General features: G+C 71.2%; 9 protein-coding genes. 5 read left to right on the top strand and 4 right to left on the bottom strand.

The features are described 5' to 3' along the window. The first annotated feature begins 165 nt into the window (after window positions 1-165). The 3 genes from KBX50_RS31760 (at window position 166) to KBX50_RS31750 (ending at window position 2802) form a co-directional block, all read left to right on the top strand. A complete protein-coding gene (locus KBX50_RS31760; RefSeq protein ID WP_210941531.1) occupies window positions 166-1158 on the top strand; it encodes a 4-hydroxy-3-methylbut-2-enyl diphosphate reductase in 993 nt (330 codons plus the stop codon). A 76-nt stretch (window positions 1159-1234) separates the two neighbouring features. Beyond that, window positions 1235-1687, top strand: a complete 453-nt coding sequence (locus KBX50_RS31755; RefSeq protein ID WP_210941530.1) for a hypothetical protein — start codon at window positions 1235-1237, stop codon at window positions 1685-1687. 170 nt (window positions 1688-1857) lie between these two features. After that, window positions 1858-2802 carry a hypothetical protein gene (locus KBX50_RS31750; protein ID WP_210941529.1) on the top strand — a complete coding sequence of 315 codons (945 nt, stop codon included), beginning with the start codon at window positions 1858-1860 and terminating at the stop codon, window positions 2800-2802. Window positions 2803-2911: 109 nt separating this feature from the next. Here KBX50_RS31750 and KBX50_RS31745 read toward each other — a convergent pair whose 3' ends face one another. Together KBX50_RS31745 and KBX50_RS31740 are read right to left on the bottom strand one after the other, a co-directional pair. Then, entirely contained in the window at window positions 2912-6178 is a 3267-nt protein-coding gene (locus KBX50_RS31745) for a S8 family serine peptidase (RefSeq protein WP_210941528.1), read from the bottom strand. A 162-nt stretch (window positions 6179-6340) separates the two neighbouring features. Continuing rightward, on the bottom strand, window positions 6341-7510 hold the full coding sequence (locus KBX50_RS31740; RefSeq protein WP_210941527.1) for a DNA recombination protein RmuC: 1170 nt from the start codon (window positions 7508-7510) through the stop codon (window positions 6341-6343). Window positions 7511-7659: 149 nt separating this feature from the next. On the opposite strand from KBX50_RS31740, the gene KBX50_RS31735 reads away from it, so the two are divergent. Beyond that, the gene (locus KBX50_RS31735) at window positions 7660-8370 is read left to right on the top strand and encodes a hypothetical protein (protein WP_210941526.1); all 711 of its coding nucleotides are present in this window, start codon (window positions 7660-7662) and stop codon (window positions 8368-8370) included. A gap of 17 nt (window positions 8371-8387) precedes the next feature. On the opposite strand, the gene ppc is transcribed toward KBX50_RS31735, so the two are convergent. Continuing rightward, window positions 8388-11174 (bottom strand): phosphoenolpyruvate carboxylase, encoded by a 2787-nt coding sequence (gene ppc / locus KBX50_RS31730; RefSeq protein WP_093406668.1) that lies wholly within the window; start codon window positions 11172-11174, stop codon window positions 8388-8390. 395 nt (window positions 11175-11569) lie between these two features. Beyond that, window positions 11570-12484 (bottom strand): cyclase family protein, encoded by a 915-nt coding sequence (locus tag KBX50_RS31725; protein WP_210941525.1) that lies wholly within the window; start codon window positions 12482-12484, stop codon window positions 11570-11572. A 268-nt stretch (window positions 12485-12752) separates the two neighbouring features. On the opposite strand from KBX50_RS31725, the gene mfd reads away from it, so the two are divergent. Then, complete coding sequence (mfd, locus tag KBX50_RS31720) at window positions 12753-16460, top strand: transcription-repair coupling factor (protein ID WP_210941524.1); 3708 nt, start codon at window positions 12753-12755, stop codon at window positions 16458-16460. The last annotated feature ends 65 nt before the right edge of the window (window positions 16461-16525 follow it).

Below are 16525 nucleotides of genomic sequence, written 5' to 3'. Positions count from 1 at the left end.
CCCGCCCACCCTACGGCCCCCCGCCCCACCTAAGGTTGATCATGAAGTTGTTGTGCTCGGCGCGGCGTGTCGCGGGTGACAACTTCATGATCGACGGGGGTCGGTGGGAGGGGGGCGTCGCTGCGGCCCGCTGCCGGGTGCGGGGACGGCACGTAGGATGCAGGGGTGACTGAGGTTGAGGCGACTCCCCGGACCGGCAAGCGCGTGCTCCTGGCCAAGCCCCGCGGCTACTGCGCGGGTGTGGACCGGGCGGTGCAGACCGTCGAGGAGGCGCTCAAGCTCTACGGTGCTCCCATCTACGTCCGAAAGCAGATCGTGCACAACAAGCACGTGGTGCGGACGCTGGAGGCCCAGGGTGCGATCTTCGTGGAGGAGAACGAGGAGGTGCCCGAGGGCGCCACGGTGATCTTCTCCGCGCACGGCGTGGCACCCGAGGTCTACGAGCAGGCGAAGCAGCGGTCGCTGAAGGCGATCGACGCCACCTGCCCCCTGGTGACGAAGGTGCACCACGAGGCGAAGCGGTTCGCCGCCGAGGACTACGACATCCTGCTCATCGGCCACGAGGGGCACGAGGAGGTCATCGGCACCTCCGGTGAGGCGCCGGAGCACATCCAGCTGGTGGACGGCCCGGAGGACGCCGACCGGATCACCGTGCGGGACCCGAACAAGGTCGTCTGGCTGTCGCAGACCACGCTGTCGGTGGACGAGACGATGGAGACCGTCGCCCGGCTCAAGAAGCGGCTGCCGATGCTCCAGTCACCACCCAGCGACGACATCTGCTACGCCACCAGCAACCGGCAGCACGTGATCAAGGAGATCGCGCCGGAGTGCGACGTGGTGATCGTCGTCGGCTCACGCAACTCGTCCAACTCGGTACGCCTGGTCGAGGTGGCCCTGGACGGTGGTGCCCGCGGCGGCCACCTGGTCGACTTTGCCCACGAGATCGAGGACGCCTGGCTGGCCGACGCGCGGACGGTGGGTCTGACCTCGGGTGCCAGCGTGCCGGAGGAACTGGTGCAGGAGGTGCTGGCCCACCTCGCCGAGCGCGGCTTCGCCGATGTGGAGGAGGTGGTGACCGCAAACGAGCGGCTCACCTTCTCACTGCCGCAGGAACTCAAGCGCGACATGAAGGCCGCTGCGGCGGCAGCCCGCGACTGAGCCGCCGAGCAGGCCCGTGAGCATGCCAGGCAGGCGCGATGGAACTGTTCACCGGCCCGGTGCGTCAAAGCTTGGCATGAGGACCATTCGGATCGCCGCGACCGCGCTGATCGTCTGCACGGCGCTCGCCGCCTGCGCGGGCCAGGACGCGGGGGACGGCACCACCACCCCGACCCCGACGGGAGCGTCACCGGTGACCGAGCTGCCCACCCCCGACCCGACCGGATCCGCACCCGCGCCCTCGCCCTCCGATCCGGTGGACCCGACCGTACCCACCACCCGGCCGACGGTCAGGCCGACCGCCCCGTCGAAGCCACCGGTGACCGGTGAGATCACGGTGACCGGCCGGATCGAGTCCGGCGTCGAGCCCGGCTGCCTGCTGCTCGACGGTTACCTGCTGCTCGGTGGTCCCCGTGACGTGCTCACCGCGGGTGCGTCGGTGACGGTCACCGGCCGCCCCGACCCGACCATGATGTCCACCTGCCAGCAGGGCACTCCGTTCGTCGTGGCCTCCGCCAAGCGCGGCTGAGACCCGGCCGCCGGGCGTGCCGACAGACCCGGCCGCCAGGCGCGCCGACAGACCCGGCCGCCGGGCGTGCCGACAGACCCGGCCGCCGGGCGTGCCGACGCGCGGCTCCGGGTCGGCTTCGGCGACAGCACGGGCCGACGATGTGGATCAATCGATGGCAGGATGCCCGGGTGCGGTACCGAGCGATCCTTCCTACGGCGGCCGGCATCCTCGCCACCGTCCACGTCCTCGGCACCTTCACCGGTGTCGCCCTGCTGCGCCAGGCCGAGGTGCTCGCGCTGCTGCTGCTGGCGGCGTACGCGCTGACCGGCCTCCGGGCCGGGCTCGGCCCGGAGATGTCAGCCGGCACGCCGGACAACCCGGCCCTGCCGGGTGAGTCGCCCATGCCGAGCGCTGCCTCCGGGATGCCGGTCTCGCACTGGGGGGTGCCGGTGGCGCTCACCGCGTTGGTGGTCGACGCGTGGATCACCATGCCCACCGCCGGCCCCGGGCACTGGGCGTTCATTGAGGCGGGCCGGCCTGACCCGACTCAAGAGGTCATCGCCGCACTCGTGGCGAACTGGGCAGCCCTGGCCTTCGTCATGGCGTTGGTGTTGACGGTGTGGCTCGGACCGGGGCGGGCGGTCCGCCTCGGTCGACCGGTCCGCGTGGCGGCGGTGCTGGCCGGAGTGCTGGTGACCGGGTACGCGGCCGCCCACCTGATCGGTACGCACCTGGAACTGGCGGAGGCTCGGCGACAGCGACCCGGGCTCGGCGACGACTCCGGCGAGCAGATCGTGGCGACCGGAACGGCCGCGTTGGTGCCCCTTGCGCTGGCGCTCGGCGCGATCGTCCTGGTGGTCCTGCTCCACGCGCAGCGGCGACGGCTCGCGACGAGCGGCGCCGTACTGCTGGTGCTGCTCGCTCTGACCCGGATCGATGTGGTCTTTGATTCGTTGCCGTTGCCACTGCATCTGATGGGCCGGGGCAGCCTGTTCACGGCCGCCTCCCAGCCCGCGCCCGGTCTCGCCGCGCCCGAACCGGCCGTGGTCGTCGCCCTGGAGTTGGCCGCGTACCTGCTGCTCGTGGTGGGTCTGCGTGCCCGCCGTCCGCAACGGGCCGGGCCGGTCAGCTGACCGGCCCGGCCGGAAGAAGATCGCGAACGGCGTGCCCGTCGGTACGTGGACGGACGGAAGCCCGTCTCCGGATAACCGGAGACGGGCTTCCTTGGTGATGCGGTTGGTGTCAGTTCACTGCGCCGATGGAGACCGCGCCGCGGCCGACGACCGCGCCTTCGGTGGTCACCACGGTCAGCTCACCGTAGAGGCTCCGGCCCGCCGACGGGGCGGACTGGGCCGTCACCGTGCCCGAGATGGTGCCGGTGGCACCGTGGGCCAGGGTGAGCGGCGTGCTCGACGCCGAGAGGGTGCCGAGCGCCGGGGAGGAGAACGAGTCCCGGTAGTCGTACTCGGTGCTGCCACCGGCACCGTCGACCGAGTACGCCTCGACGACGACGGTGTAGGTGCCCGCCACCGGGTTGTTCAGGGTCACGGACTCCTCCGAGTCCCCGTCCGCGTTGTACGCGATCAGGGCGCCGCCCCGGTACACGAACAGGTCGAGGTCGGCACCGGCGTCCGAGGTGTTACCGATGCGGGCGGTGAAGCTGGTGGCGCCCGCCGGCACATCCACGGTGAACTCCTGCGTCGCGTACTCGACGATGGTCGGCCGCTCCGCGTGCGAGCTGGCCAGCGCGCCGCCCTGGCCGGTCACCGTGACCGGGCCGAAGGTGTTCTTCAGCGACCAGGTGACCGGGGTCGGGGTGCCGGCGGTGACCGACGGCAGCTCGACCACGGCCGGCTCGACCGCGACGCCCTGCACCCGTGCCTGGAGCTGGTACGGGTTGTTCAGCGACGGCGAGGTACGCCGGGACTCGACCTCGATCTCCCAGACGCCCGGCATCGGGTTCTGGTAGTCGCGCTCGAAGGCGTTGCAGACGACCGTGCTGACGTGGTTGGTGAAGCAGGCCAGGCTGGAGGTGCTCTCCACCGGCACACCCCACGGGTTGAACGCGATGAAGCGCGTCTGCGACCCGGTGGCGATGCCGGAGAGGTTCACCTGGAGCGCACCGGCGCCCGGGGGCACCGTCACGAAGTACGACGTGGTGCTGTTCCGGTCCACCGAGCCCTGCGCCGAGTAGGCGAAGTTGGGCTTGCTGACGTCGTTCGAGGCCACCACGACAGCGGAGACCTCGAAGTCGATCGTGCTGGTGGCCGGGTCGTCGACGGTCACGATCGTGCCGTGCGCGCCGACGGTCTTCGGCTTGGCAATGATCGTGATGGTGACGGGCGTGTTCAGCGGCAACCTGACGTTCTTCGGCGCCGAGAAGGTGCCGTCGTTGCCGCGCAGACCCACGTTGTGCTTGACGTTGCCGGCCGGGCCGCTGGTCCGGGTCAGCGTGACCTGGTACGACTTCGACTGGTTGACCTTGTGGCCGCCGTCGGCGGAGCCGCAGCGGTTGTAGACGCCGGTGCCCTGGTTCGGCGTGGCAAGCAGGCCGGAGAGGACCGTGCAGACCGGGGCGTCCGAGGTGTACGAGCGGGTCTGCACACCCTTCTTGAGCAGCTTCCAGGCACCCGGCACGTTGAACATGCCGTAGCCCTGCCCGTAGGTCGGGGTGTCGGCGATCGGCTTGGCCGAGGTGTAGATCGCCCGGCGCAGCATCTCCGGGGTGATGCCCTTGTCGGTCGCCCGGGCGGCCGAGAGCAGCAGTGCGGCGGCACCGGCGGCCTGCGGGGAGGCCATCGACGTGCCGTTGAACATGCCGTAGCCCGGCGGCAGCGAGTAGCCGGCCTCGGCGACGGGGCTGCCGGGCTGCCACACCGGAGTGGTGGAGATGGCCGAACCCGGCGCGGCGATGTTCGGCTTGGCGCCACCGTCCTCACGCGGGCCGCGCGAGGAGAAGTTGAACAGGGCGTTCTTCTTCTTGACCACCGAGCCGTAGTTGGCCAGCCAGGTGTCCTTGCTGACGCTGGCGGCGACGCTTACCACGTTTGTCGACGCCGACGGGTCGCCGATGGTGTTCACACCCGGGCCGGAGTTGCCGGCCGAGATGAACATCTGCACCCCGTAGGTGGTGATCAGGTTGTTGTAGAGGGTGGCGCGGGCGTTGTTGCCGTCGTTGAGCGCGGGCAGACCACCGATCGACATGTTGATCACGTCGACCCCACGGTTGATCACCAGATCGGCCATGCCGGTGGTGAGCGCGGCGGCCGTGCAGCCACCGCCCCAGGAGCAGGCACGGGAGGAAACGATCTTGGCGCCGGGGGCGGCACCGTCGAAGGCGCCGTTGCCGAGCATGTCGTTCGCGGCGGTGATGCCGGCGACGTGCGTACCGTGGGCGCTCTCGATGATGCCGATGTTGACGTAGTCCACCAGGCCGGGACCGCCGACCGGAGTGGTGTCGACGTTCTTGCGGTACTCGACGACGAACGACATCCGCTCGGTGACCGGGGTCGCCGGGTTGTCGGTGCCGAAGTGGCCGACGTCGAACTTCTCCTTGTACGGCCGCATCACGGCCTCGTCGGTGAAGTCGCCGTCCTGGTCGGTGTCGACCCGGATGTTGTTGGTCGCCGGGTCGAACAGGATGCCGAACTGGTCGGTGTTGTCGCCGTCGCGGTTGACGTCACCGGCCGGGTCGCTGTTGTTCGTGATGTTCTCGCTGAACAGGTTGAACCGGTAGCTGCCGGCCGGCGCGGTCCAGGTGCGGCCGGCCAGGGAGAACGTGGGGCCGGTCACCTGGTTGATCATCGGCCGCCAGGTGGGGTCCTCGAACGGGTCGGTCGCGGTCACCCAGTCGACGATCTTGCGCTCGCCGGTCGTGGTCTCCTGCAGTGCCGGGTGCTCCAGGTCCACACCGGAGTCCATGATGCCGATGGTGACGCCACGGCCGTCCCACTTCTTGTGCTGCTTGACGAACTTGACCGCACCGGTCTCGTTCGTCGGCATGTAGGGGTTGTCGGCCTTCGTCCGGGCACCCGGTCCGCTCAGCGTGCCGCCCTGCTTGCCGCCCTTCTTGCCGCCGGGGGCGACCTCGGGCTTCGGGTCGGGGAGCTGGATCTTCTCGTCCAGGTCGATGGCGGCCACGCCCGGCAGCTTGGCGGCCTTGACCGCCTTGCCGGTCGGCACCTTGGCGAGCACGTAACCGATGGTGTCGAAGCGCTCGGTGACGGCCGCGCCGAGGTCCTCGAGGTCGTCGGCGACGTCCCTCGCCTTGCCCTTGTCGGTGGCGACGATCATCGTGACGGTGGGGGCCTTCTTCGCCTCCGCCTCGGCGAGCAGCTTGGCGTCGTGCTGGTCCATCGCCTCGGCGGGGGTGGCCTGCGCGGCGTCCGGTCCGGCAGGAGCGGCGCTCGCGGTGGCGGCACCGCCCGCCACGGTCACGGCGCTGGCCGCCATCACCGAGGCGAAGAGCGCGGCCGAGGTACGCCGGCTCAGGTTTCGGGGTTTACTCACGTTCTCTTTCCTCCAGAGAACAGGGCGCCCTCAGATGCAGGGCACGCGTGAGCGAAATCCTTCGTGGTGCCGACCGTCGATGTCACTACCGTCGGGTACGTTGTGACCATCTCGTGATACGCGAGACGCTCATTGTCACATCGAAGATGGTAAGGGCCAATTTCAGTTAGACCGAGTTCGATCATCTGAAGTGGAATCAATGAGCAGCTCCGGCGCTTGAGGCTGCCGGGGAGCCAGCTCCACCTGCCCCGGGGTGGGCAGTTCCTGATCCGACACGCCCAGCTCGGCCAGTTTGCGGGCGCTCACCAGCACCCGCGCCTCCAGCGAGCCCACCGCCCGGTTGTACGCGGTGACCGCACCACCGAGTGAGGCACCGAGCTTGCCGACGTGGTCACCGAGGGTCGACAACCGTCCGTACAGTTCCCGCGCCAACGTGTGCACCGCCATCGCGTTGCGGGTCAGCTGTTCCTGCCGCCACGACCAGGCCACCGTACGCAGCAGCGCGACCAGGGTGGCCGGGGTGGCCAGCACCACGTTGCGGGCGAATGCGTGCTCCAACAGCGTCGGATCGCGTTGCAGAGCGACGTCCAGGAAAGGGTCGGCCGGCACGAACAGCACCACGAATTCCGGAGTGGACTCGAACGCGGCCCAGTACGACTTGGCGGCCAACGCGTCGACGTGCGCCCGAAGGTGTCTGGCGTGGGCGTCCAGGTGGGTGTCCCGGCCCCGCTCGTCGCGCGCCTCCATCGCGGTGAGGTACGCGTCGAACGGCGCCTTGGCGTCCACCACCACGCTCCGGCCGCCGTGCAGCCGAACCACCAGGTCGGGGCGTACCGTCTGCTGGTCGGTGGCGGCGGTCACCTGCTCGGCGAAGTCGCAGTGCTCCAACATGCCGGCGGCCTCGACGATGCGGCGCAACTGATGCTCGCCCCACCGGCCGCGTACCTGTGGCGCGCGCAAGGCCGCCACCAGCTGTTTCGTCTCCGTGCGCAGCTCGCCGGAGACCGTGCTCATCGCGCGGACCTGCTCGCGCAGTTCGGCGTACGCATCGACCCGCTCGCGTTCGAGGTCGGCGACCCGCTGCTCGTAACGCCGCAGCGTCTCGTGCAGCGGGGCCACCGCCCGGGCGACCGCCTCCTGCGACTGGGCCGTCGCCTCGTAGCTCAACGCCCGCATCGACTGCTCCAGCCGCCCCTCACCCTCGCGGGTGGCGCGCAGCGTGGCGTCCAGCCGGGCGATTTCGGTCGCCGAGCGGGCCCGGGCGGCGAACCAGCCCACCGCGCCGCCGGCACCGAGGCAGACGACGACAACCGCAAGGGTCGAGAACTCCATCCTCAGCAGCTTGCCAAAGGCCGGCCCGCCGCGCCCGGACGGGTACGCCGTGATTTGGAGCGACCGGCAAAGCGACCGGCAGCAGGACCGGCGGGCGCTGCGGCTCGTCGTAGCGGGGATCGTCGGTCCATGCTGGGTACGTTGAAGTGGTGGAACCTCTGCTGCTCGTCCTACTCGTTGTTCTGCTCGGCGGCGCCCTGCTCTGGTGGCGGCGGGAACGCGTCGCCCGCGCGGCCCGCAGCCTCGCCGACGTGCAGGCCGACGCGAGACGGTGGTACGAGCGCCTCGGCGGGCAGGTGATGAACCTCAGCGGCGAGGAGCCGGCGGTACGCCAGGCGCTGGCCGACGCCGCCGAGCGCTACCACGCCGCGGGCGCCCAGTTGGAGCAGGCCAGGAGCATCACCCAGTACCGGCTCGCCCGGGAGACCGCGGTGGAGGGCCTTACCTACATCCGGGCGGCCCGGCTGGCGCTCGGTATCGATCCCGGTCCGCCGCTGCCGCCCTTGGCCGCCGCCAGCGGTGCCGGCGAGCTGACCGTGCCGCGCCAGGTCGAGGTGCAGGGGCAGACGGTCAAGGCCGGCCCGCAGCCGGGGCCGGACACGCCCTACTACTACCCGGGCGGGCGGGTGCGGGGCCGACCGGTTCCGGCCGGCTGGTACTCCACCCCCTGGTGGAAGACGGCGCTCGGTGCCGGGGTCGGTGTGCTCGGCGGTCTGCTGATCGCCGACGCGCTGTTCGCGCCGTCCTTCGGCGACCCCGGCTACGACGCCGCCGCCGGGATGGACGACCCGGGGAGCACCGGGGCCGACCTCGGCGGCGGCGATTTCGGCGGTGGGGACTTCGGGGGCGGCGACTTCTGACGCCGCCCGCTCACCCGTCAGCCGGTGTTGCGCATGCCGGCGGCGATGCCGTTGACCGTGGTGAGCAGGGCCCGCTCCAGGGCGGTGCCGTCGCTGGGGGCGCGTCGGCCACCCGGCGCGGTGGCCACCGCCCGTCCGGCCGCACCCGAGTCGCGGTACTGCCGCAGCAGCGCCACCTGAAGGTGGTGCAACGGCTCCAGGTAGGTGTCGCGTACGGCGAGGGTGCGTTGCAGCACCGGGGAGTTCTCCAGCAGGTCCGGTGAGTCGGTGACCGCGAGCACCTCACGTCGGGTCAGCTCGTACTCCTGCTCGATCTTGTCGAAGATCGGGTGCAGCTTCTTCGGGACCAGGGTCTCCACGTACCGCCGGGCGATGCCGAGGTCGGTCTTGGTCAGCATCATCTCCACGTTGGACAGGAACGTGCGGAAGAAGTGCCAGTTGCGGTGCATCTCAGCCAGCACGTCGGAGAGCCCGGCCTCCCGGGCGGCGGCCAGGCCGGAGCCGACGCCGAACCAGCCGGGCACGATCTGCCGGGTCTGGGTCCAGCCGAACACCCACGGGATGGCCCGCAGGCCGGACAGCCCGGCACCGGTGTTCGGCCGCTTCGCCGGCCGGGAGCCGATGTTCAGCGCACCGAGCAGCTCGGTCGGGGTGGAAGCCCAGAAGTACGCGGGCAGGTCCGGATCCTCCACCAGCGAGCGGTACGACCGGAACGCCGACTCGGACACCACGTCCATCGCCGCGTCCCAGCGTTCCAACATCTCGGCGGGTTGCCGAGGCCCGGTGTGCAGCAGCGTCGCCTGAAGCACGGCGGCCACGCTCAGCTCCAGGTTCTCCCGGGCCAGCGCGGGCAGGGTGTACTTGTCGGAGATGACCTCGCCCTGCTCGGTCACCTTGATCGCCCCGTCCAGGGTGCCGTACGGCTGGGCCAGGATCGCGTCGTGGGTGGGGCCGCCGCCACGCCCGACCGTGCCGCCGCGGCCGTGGAAGAGGCGCAGGTGCACCCCGTGCCGGGCCGCCACGTCGCGCAGCGCGCGCTGGGCCCGGTGGATGGACCACTGGCTGGTGGTGATGCCGGCCTCCTTGTTGGAGTCGGAGTAACCGAGCATCACCTCCTGTACGTCGCCCCGGGCCGCCACCAGCGCCCGGTACGCCGGCAACGACAGCAACTCGTCGAGCAGCTCGCCGCCGGAGTTCAGCTCGGCCGGGGTCTCCAGCAGCGGCACGATGCCGATCCGGGCCCGGCCGCTGTGCACGTCGACCAGGCCGGCCTCGCGGGCGAGCACCACCGCGGCGAGCACGTCGTCCACGCCGAGGGTCATCGAGATGATGTACGACTCGATCACCTCGGAGCCGAACCGGTCCTGGGCCTCACGGATGGTGCTGAACACGTCGAAGGTCTTGCGGGCCGACTCGCTCAGCGGGGTGTCCGCCGTCGACAGCGGCCGGCGGCCGGTCAGCTCGTCAGCGAGCAGCTTGGTGCGCTCCAACCGGCTCAGCGACGGGTAGTCGTCGACCTCACCCACCGCCGCGTACAGCTGGGTCAGCACCTCGTGGTGCTTCTCGGCGTGCTCACGTACGTCCATGGTCGCCAGGTGCAGGCCGAACGCGGAGACGGTACGGATGGTCGAGGCGAGCCGGCCGACGGCGGTGAGCTGGCCGGAGTTGCGGGCCAGCGAGGCGCGCAGCAGATCCAGGTCGGCGATCAGCTCGGCCGATCCGCGGTAGTCGCGCCCCGGCACGTGCGGCGTGCCCTGGCGCAGCCGGGCCCGGGTGTTGGCGAGCTTGGCCCGGACACAGCGGGCCTTGAGCCGGTACGGCTCCTCGGCGTTGACCCGGCGGAACCGGGGCGCCACCTCGGGCAGCGCGTCGAGGTCGGCGGCGAGGCTGGCGGACAGGTCGAGCGACACCCCGCGCAGTCGTCGGGACACCGACACCTCGTTGATCAACTCTTCCATCGCCGCCTCGGTGGCGGTCAGGCCATGCTCGTGCTGAATGGCCAGCACCTCGCGGGTGACCGTGGGGGTGACGAACGGGTTGCCGTCCCGGTCACCGCCGATCCAGGTGCCGAAGGTCAGCGGCCGGGCCGTCGGCGAGGTCTCCACGCCGAGCGTACGCAGCGTCTCGGCGAGGTCGTCGAGCACCTGCGGAGCCGCCTCGGCGTACAGGTCACGCAGGTAGTAGATGGCGTTTCGCGCCTCGTCGGTCGGGTCCGGCCGGTCCAACCGCAGCTCGTCGGTCTGCCACATCAGGTCGAGCAACTCGGCCAGCCGCCGGTTCGCCGGACCTTCGTCGCTGGCGCCGTAGAGGATCGCGTTGGCCGTCTCGGCGTCCAGTTCGTCGGCGATCGCGCGCAGCTTCGACAGGATCGACCGGCGGGCCGCCTCGGTCGGGTGGGCGGTGAAGACCGGACGTACCGCCAACCGGCGGGCCACCGAGGCGATCTCCTCGGCCGGCACTCCGCGCTCGGCGATCATCTTGGCCGCCTGATCCAGCCAGCCGCCCTGAACGGCGCGCCGACGGCGCAGGTCGCGGGCCCGGTGCACCTGCTCGGTGATGTTGGCCAGGTGGAAGTAGGTGGAGAAGGCGCGGGCCAGCTTGGTGCCGGTGGTCACATCGAGTCCGCCGAGCCGCCGGGCGGCGGCCGGGGCGTCGGTGCGGACCTGGGCCCGGATCTCCTCCACGAGGTCGAGTAGCGGGCGTCCCTCCTGGCGGGCCAGGGTCTGCCCGAGCAGCGTGCCCAACCTGCGGATGTCGGCGCGCAGGGCGGCGTCGGGGCCGTCGTGATCGTGCTGGTCGGTCACCATGCGCTCCTCACGTCAAGTACGAAGGACAGCGCTGTCCGACTCCCCCGATCGTATCCACGTGAACCCGCCCGAAAGGAAGGGCCCCTTGATAACGCCCTTCGTTCCAGGGGAACCCCGGCCAGGCTTCGACGCTGCCGAGGCGCGCCGGTCGAGGGCTTCCGGAGGTCGAAAACCGCTGGTCACGGCCGATAGCGCCGAGCCATGACGTCGTTGGTTCAGCCCCCGAAGCCTCGACGTGAAGATCGAGTGGCGATCGTCTCACCCTCCGCCGGCCCGCCAGGTCTCTTCCCGCACGTACGAACGCGGGCTGCGCCGGAGGCTTACGGGATGTCGCGGTGTCCGCGCCCCGTGGAAGCCGCGACCTGCCGCACTGGCGTCTAGGCCCTTGTACCTCAGTCGACGACGGCGAAGGCGCGGACGGGGAAGGTACCCATGCCGGCCACCCTCGGCGGGGCGGCGGTGAACCGGAAGCCCTCCGGTGGCAGCGCGTCCAGCCCGGTCAGGTGCTCCACGATCGGGATGCCGGCGGCCAGCAGGAGGCTGTGCGCCGGCCGCTCCCCATCGGCCGCCGGACCCATGTCGTCAATGTTGATCGAGTCGATGCCGACCAGGGCGGCCCCTGCGTCCACCAGCGCCTGCGCGCCGTCACCGGTCAGGTGGGGCGCTTCCGGGGCGCCGTACCCGGGGGTGCCGAAGTGCGCGTCCCAGCCGGTGTGCAGCAGCACCGCCTTGCCGGCGACGTCGTACGGCGCCAGCAGCAGCCGGTCCACCGCGCGGGCGTCGGCGGGCAGCCGGACGACGAGCCCGGGCAGGTCGGCGAGACGGTCCAGCGGGAAACCGGACAGGTCGGCACCGTCGGCGTACCGGTGGGCGGGGGTGTCCAGGTAGGTGCCGGTGTTGGCGATCATGTCGATCCGGGCCACGTGGAACTCGGTGCCCGGGGCGTAGTGCTTCCGGGACGCCTCGCGGGTCAGCCACTCGGTGATCTTCGGGGCCGGCCAGCCGGGCAGGGTGGTCATGCCATCGGTGACCAGGTGACTCAGCTCGATCAGCCGCCGCCCGTGGGCGTCGCCCGGGGTGCCCCGGACGGCGCGACCGCCCTTGTGCGGTTCCTCGATGACCGTCTTGTTGGTGATCCGCACCTCGGAGACCATCAGCAGGCCGAGATGCCGGACGAACAGCGCCGCCAGGTCGGCGTCGTCAATCGTGTCGCCCGGGATGTCCAGCCGGAACCCCTCGGTGCTCAGGCCCCCACCGTTGGCGAATTCGACAATCGCGTCGAACTGCGCCCGCCACTGCCCACTCACGCCTACACCCGATCACCCCCGGCCCGACCAGTCAAGATTCACTCCCGCCCTGCCGCCCCCGGGCGAGGCGACAACTTCGGGGAAAAGCGCGGCCTCCCTCGCACCGCAGCCTGCACCTTCCCCGAAGTTGCGCACGCCCGTGGGGCGGAGTGGGTGGGCGGGGTGGTAAACGGGGAGACGGTCGGGGGGCGGAGCTAGGCTGGCATTCGTACACCCCCCGTCCGGCCGGACGCGGGGTGATCGTCGTGTCCCCACCTCGGAAGTGATCATGACTGCGCTCACCGGACTGTTCGCCGCCGCCCTGGCCGACCCGGGCCTGGCCCGCGTCCGTGACCTGGCGCGCTCCGGTGCGGCCCAGGTCGACGGGCTCGACCTGACCGCCCCGCCGGCGCTGCGCCCGTTCGCGGTCGCCGCGGTCGCGGCGGATCCCGACGACCGGGCCGGCGGAGCGGGCCGCGGCGGAGGCACGGGGGGCGGGGCGATCGCTGGCGGAGCGGGTCGGGCGGTGCTGGCGGTCACCGCCACCAGCCGCGAGGCCGAGGACCTCGTCGCCGCGCTGGGCAGCCTGCTGCCGTCCGAGCAGGTGGCGATCTTCCCGAGCTGGGAGACGCTGCCGCACGAGCGGCTCTCACCACGCTCCGACACCGTCGGCCGACGGTTGGCCGTGCTGCGTCGGCTCGCGCATCCGGACTCGGCGGACGCGCACGGGCGCACCGGCCCGCTGCGGGTGGTGGTGGCCCCCGTCCGCTCGGTGCTGCAACCCCAGCTCAAGGGGCTCGGCGATCTGGAACCGGTCCGGTTGGCCGCCGGTGACGAAGCCGACCTGGAGCAGATCGCCCGCCGGCTGACCGACATGGCGTACGCCCGGGTCGACCTGGTCACCAAGCGGGGCGAGTTCGCCGTGCGCGGCGGCATCCTCGACGTCTTCCCGCCCACCGACGAGCACCCGTCCCGGGTCGAGTTCTGGGGCGACGAGGTGGAGGAGATCCGCACCTTCGCCGTCGCCGACCAGCGCACCATCGAGCAGGTCGCTCAGCTCTGGGCCCCGCCCTGCCGGGAACTGCTGCTCACCCCCGAGATCCGGGAGCGGGCCGCCACGCTCGCGCAGCAGCACCCGGAGCTGGCCGAGATCCTGGACAAGCTGGCCGGCGGGGTGCCGGTGGAGGGCATGGAGTCCCTGGCCCCGGCACTGATCGGCAACGACTCGATGGAGCTGCTGCTGGACTGCATGCCCGCCGGCACCCACGTACTGCTCTGCGACCCGGAGCGCATCCGCACCCGGGCGCACGACCTGGTGCGTACCTCGGAGGAGTTCCTCCAGGCCAGCTGGGCCGCGGCCGCCGTCGGTGGCCAGGCCCCGGTCGACCTGGGCGCCGCCGCCTTCCACACCCTCGCCGACGTACGCGCGCACGCCGCGACCCTGCGCCAGCCCTGGTGGACGCTGTCCCCGTTCGGCCTGGCCGAGCCGGGCGTCGCGGCGACCCGGCAGCCCTGGGAGGACGAGCCGGAGGCGGTCGACGTCAGCCCCGACGACGCCATCGCGGTGGCGCTGACCGCCCAGCCCGCACCGCTCTACCACGGGGAGACCGCCCGGGTGGTCGACGACCTGAAGCGGTGGGCCGGCGAGGGCTGGTCGATCGCGCTGGTCTTCGAGGGCCACGGTCCCGCCCAGCGGGCCGTCGAGGTGCTCCGGGACGGCGGTCTCGGTGCCCGGCTGACCGAGGAGGTGCCGACCGCGCCCGCCCCGGGTGAGCTGCTTGTCACCTGCGGCAGCCTGACCGGTGGCTTCGTCGACGAGGCGGCCCGGTTCGTGCTGCTCACCGGCAGTGACGTGACCGGTGGTCGGGGCGTGTCCACCCGTGACATGCGGAAGCTGCCGAGCCGGCGGCGCAACACCATCGACCCGCTGGAGCTGCGCGCCGGTGACCACGTGGTGCACGAGCAGCACGGCATCGGCCGGTACGTCGAACTGGTGCAGCGGACCGTCAACGGCGCATCCCGGGAATACCTCGTCATCGAGTACGCCCCGAGCAAGCGCGGCCAGCCCGGTGACCGGCTCTTCGTCCCCACCGACCAGCTCGACCAGTTGAGCCGCTACGTCGGCGGCGAGCAGCCCACCCTGCACAAGATGGGCGGCTCGGACTGGCAGAAGTCCAAGGCTCGGGCCCGCAAGGCGGTCCGCGAGATCGCGGCCCAGCTGATCCAGCTCTACGCCGCCCGCAAGGCGTCCAAGGGGCACAACTTCGGCCCGGACACCCCGTGGCAGCGGGAGTTGGAGGACGCCTTCCCCTGGCAGGAGACGCCCGACCAGCTCGCCGCCATCGAAGAGGTCAAGCGGGACATGGAGCAGAGCATCCCGATGGACCGGCTGATCTGCGGCGACGTCGGCTACGGCAAGACCGAGATCGCGGTACGGGCGGCGTTCAAGGCGGTACAGGACGGCAAGCAGGTCGCCGTGCTGGTGCCGACCACCCTGCTGGTGCAGCAGCACTACAACACCTTCGCCGAGCGGATGAGTCAGTTCCCGGTGACCATCCGGCAGCTGTCCCGCTTCCAGACGCCGAAAGAGGCCGAGCAGACCCTCGCCATGGTCGCCGACGGCACCGCCGACATCGTCATCGGCACCCACCGGCTGCTGGCGTCGGCCACCCGGTTCAAGTCGCTCGGGCTGGTCATCGTCGACGAGGAGCAGCGCTTCGGCGTCGAGCACAAGGAGCACCTCAAGTCGATGCGGGCGGCGGTCGACGTGCTGAGCATGTCCGCCACCCCGATTCCGCGCACCCTGGAGATGGCGATCACCGGCATCCGGGAGATGTCCACCATCGCCACCCCGCCGGAGGAGCGGCACCCGGTGCTCACCGCCGTCGGTGCGCAGGACGACCGGCAGGTGGCCGCCGCGATCCACCGCGAGTTGCTCCGCGACGGGCAGGTCTTCTACCTGCACAACCGGGTCGAGTCGATCGAGCGGACCGCCCGCCGGTTGCGGGAACTGGTGCCCGAGGCACGGGTGGCGGTGGCGCATGGGCAGATGGGCGAGGACGCCCTGGAGAAGGTCATGGTCGGCTTCTGGGAGAAGGAGTACGACGTCCTGGTCTGCACCACCATCGTGGAGTCCGGCATCGACATCCCGAACGCCAACACGCTGATCGTGGAGCGGGCCGACCTGCTCGGCCTGGCCCAGCTGCACCAGATCCGGGGCCGGGTCGGCCGCGGCCGGGAGCGGGCGTACGCGTACTTCCTCTACCCGCCGGACAAGCCGCTCACCGAGCACGCGCACGAGCGGCTGGCCACCATCGCCCAGCACACCGAGCTGGGCGCCGGCATGTACGTGGCCATGAAGGACCTGGAGATCCGGGGGGCCGGCAACCTGCTCGGCGGCGAGCAGTCCGGGCACATCGAGGGCGTCGGGTTCGACCTGTACGTGCGGATGGTCGGCGAGGCGGTGCAGGCGTTCAAGGGCGAGCGTCCGGAGGAGGAGACCGACATCAAGATCGATCTCCCGGTGGACGCGCACCTGCCGCACGACTACGTAGGGGTGGAGCGGCTGCGCCTGGAGATGTACCGCAAGCTCGCCGAGGCCCGCGACTCCGAGCGGCTGCGGGAGGTGGCCGCCGAGATGACCGACCGGTACGGCGAGCCACCCGCGCCGGTGCAGAACCTGATCGCGGTGGCCCGGTTCCGGCTGCTGGCCCGGTCCTACGGCCTCACCGACGTCAGCATGCAGGGCAAGCACATCCGGTTCGGCCCGCTGCCGTTGCCGGACTCCAAGCAGCTGCGGCTCAAGCGCTACCACCCCGACTCGGTCTACAAGGCGGCCCTGGACCAGGTCAGCGTCCCCCGCCCGACCACCCGCCGGGTCGGTGGCGAGCCACTGCGCGACCAGGCCCTGCTGGAGTGGTGCGCCCAGCTCCTCTCCGACGTCCTCGGCGCACCCGCCGTCGCCAGCGCACCCGCCGTCGCCGGTTCCCCTCGCTGATCATGAAGTTGTTGTCAAGCCACCCCAAGCAGGGTGACAACAGCTTCATGATCGACGGGTGGGGT

It is taken from the genome of Micromonospora sp. C51, assembly GCF_018070435.1.
Classification (GTDB): domain Bacteria; phylum Actinomycetota; class Actinomycetes; order Mycobacteriales; family Micromonosporaceae; genus Micromonospora; species Micromonospora sediminimaris.
This window is presented reverse-complemented; position numbering and strand designations above follow the sequence as displayed.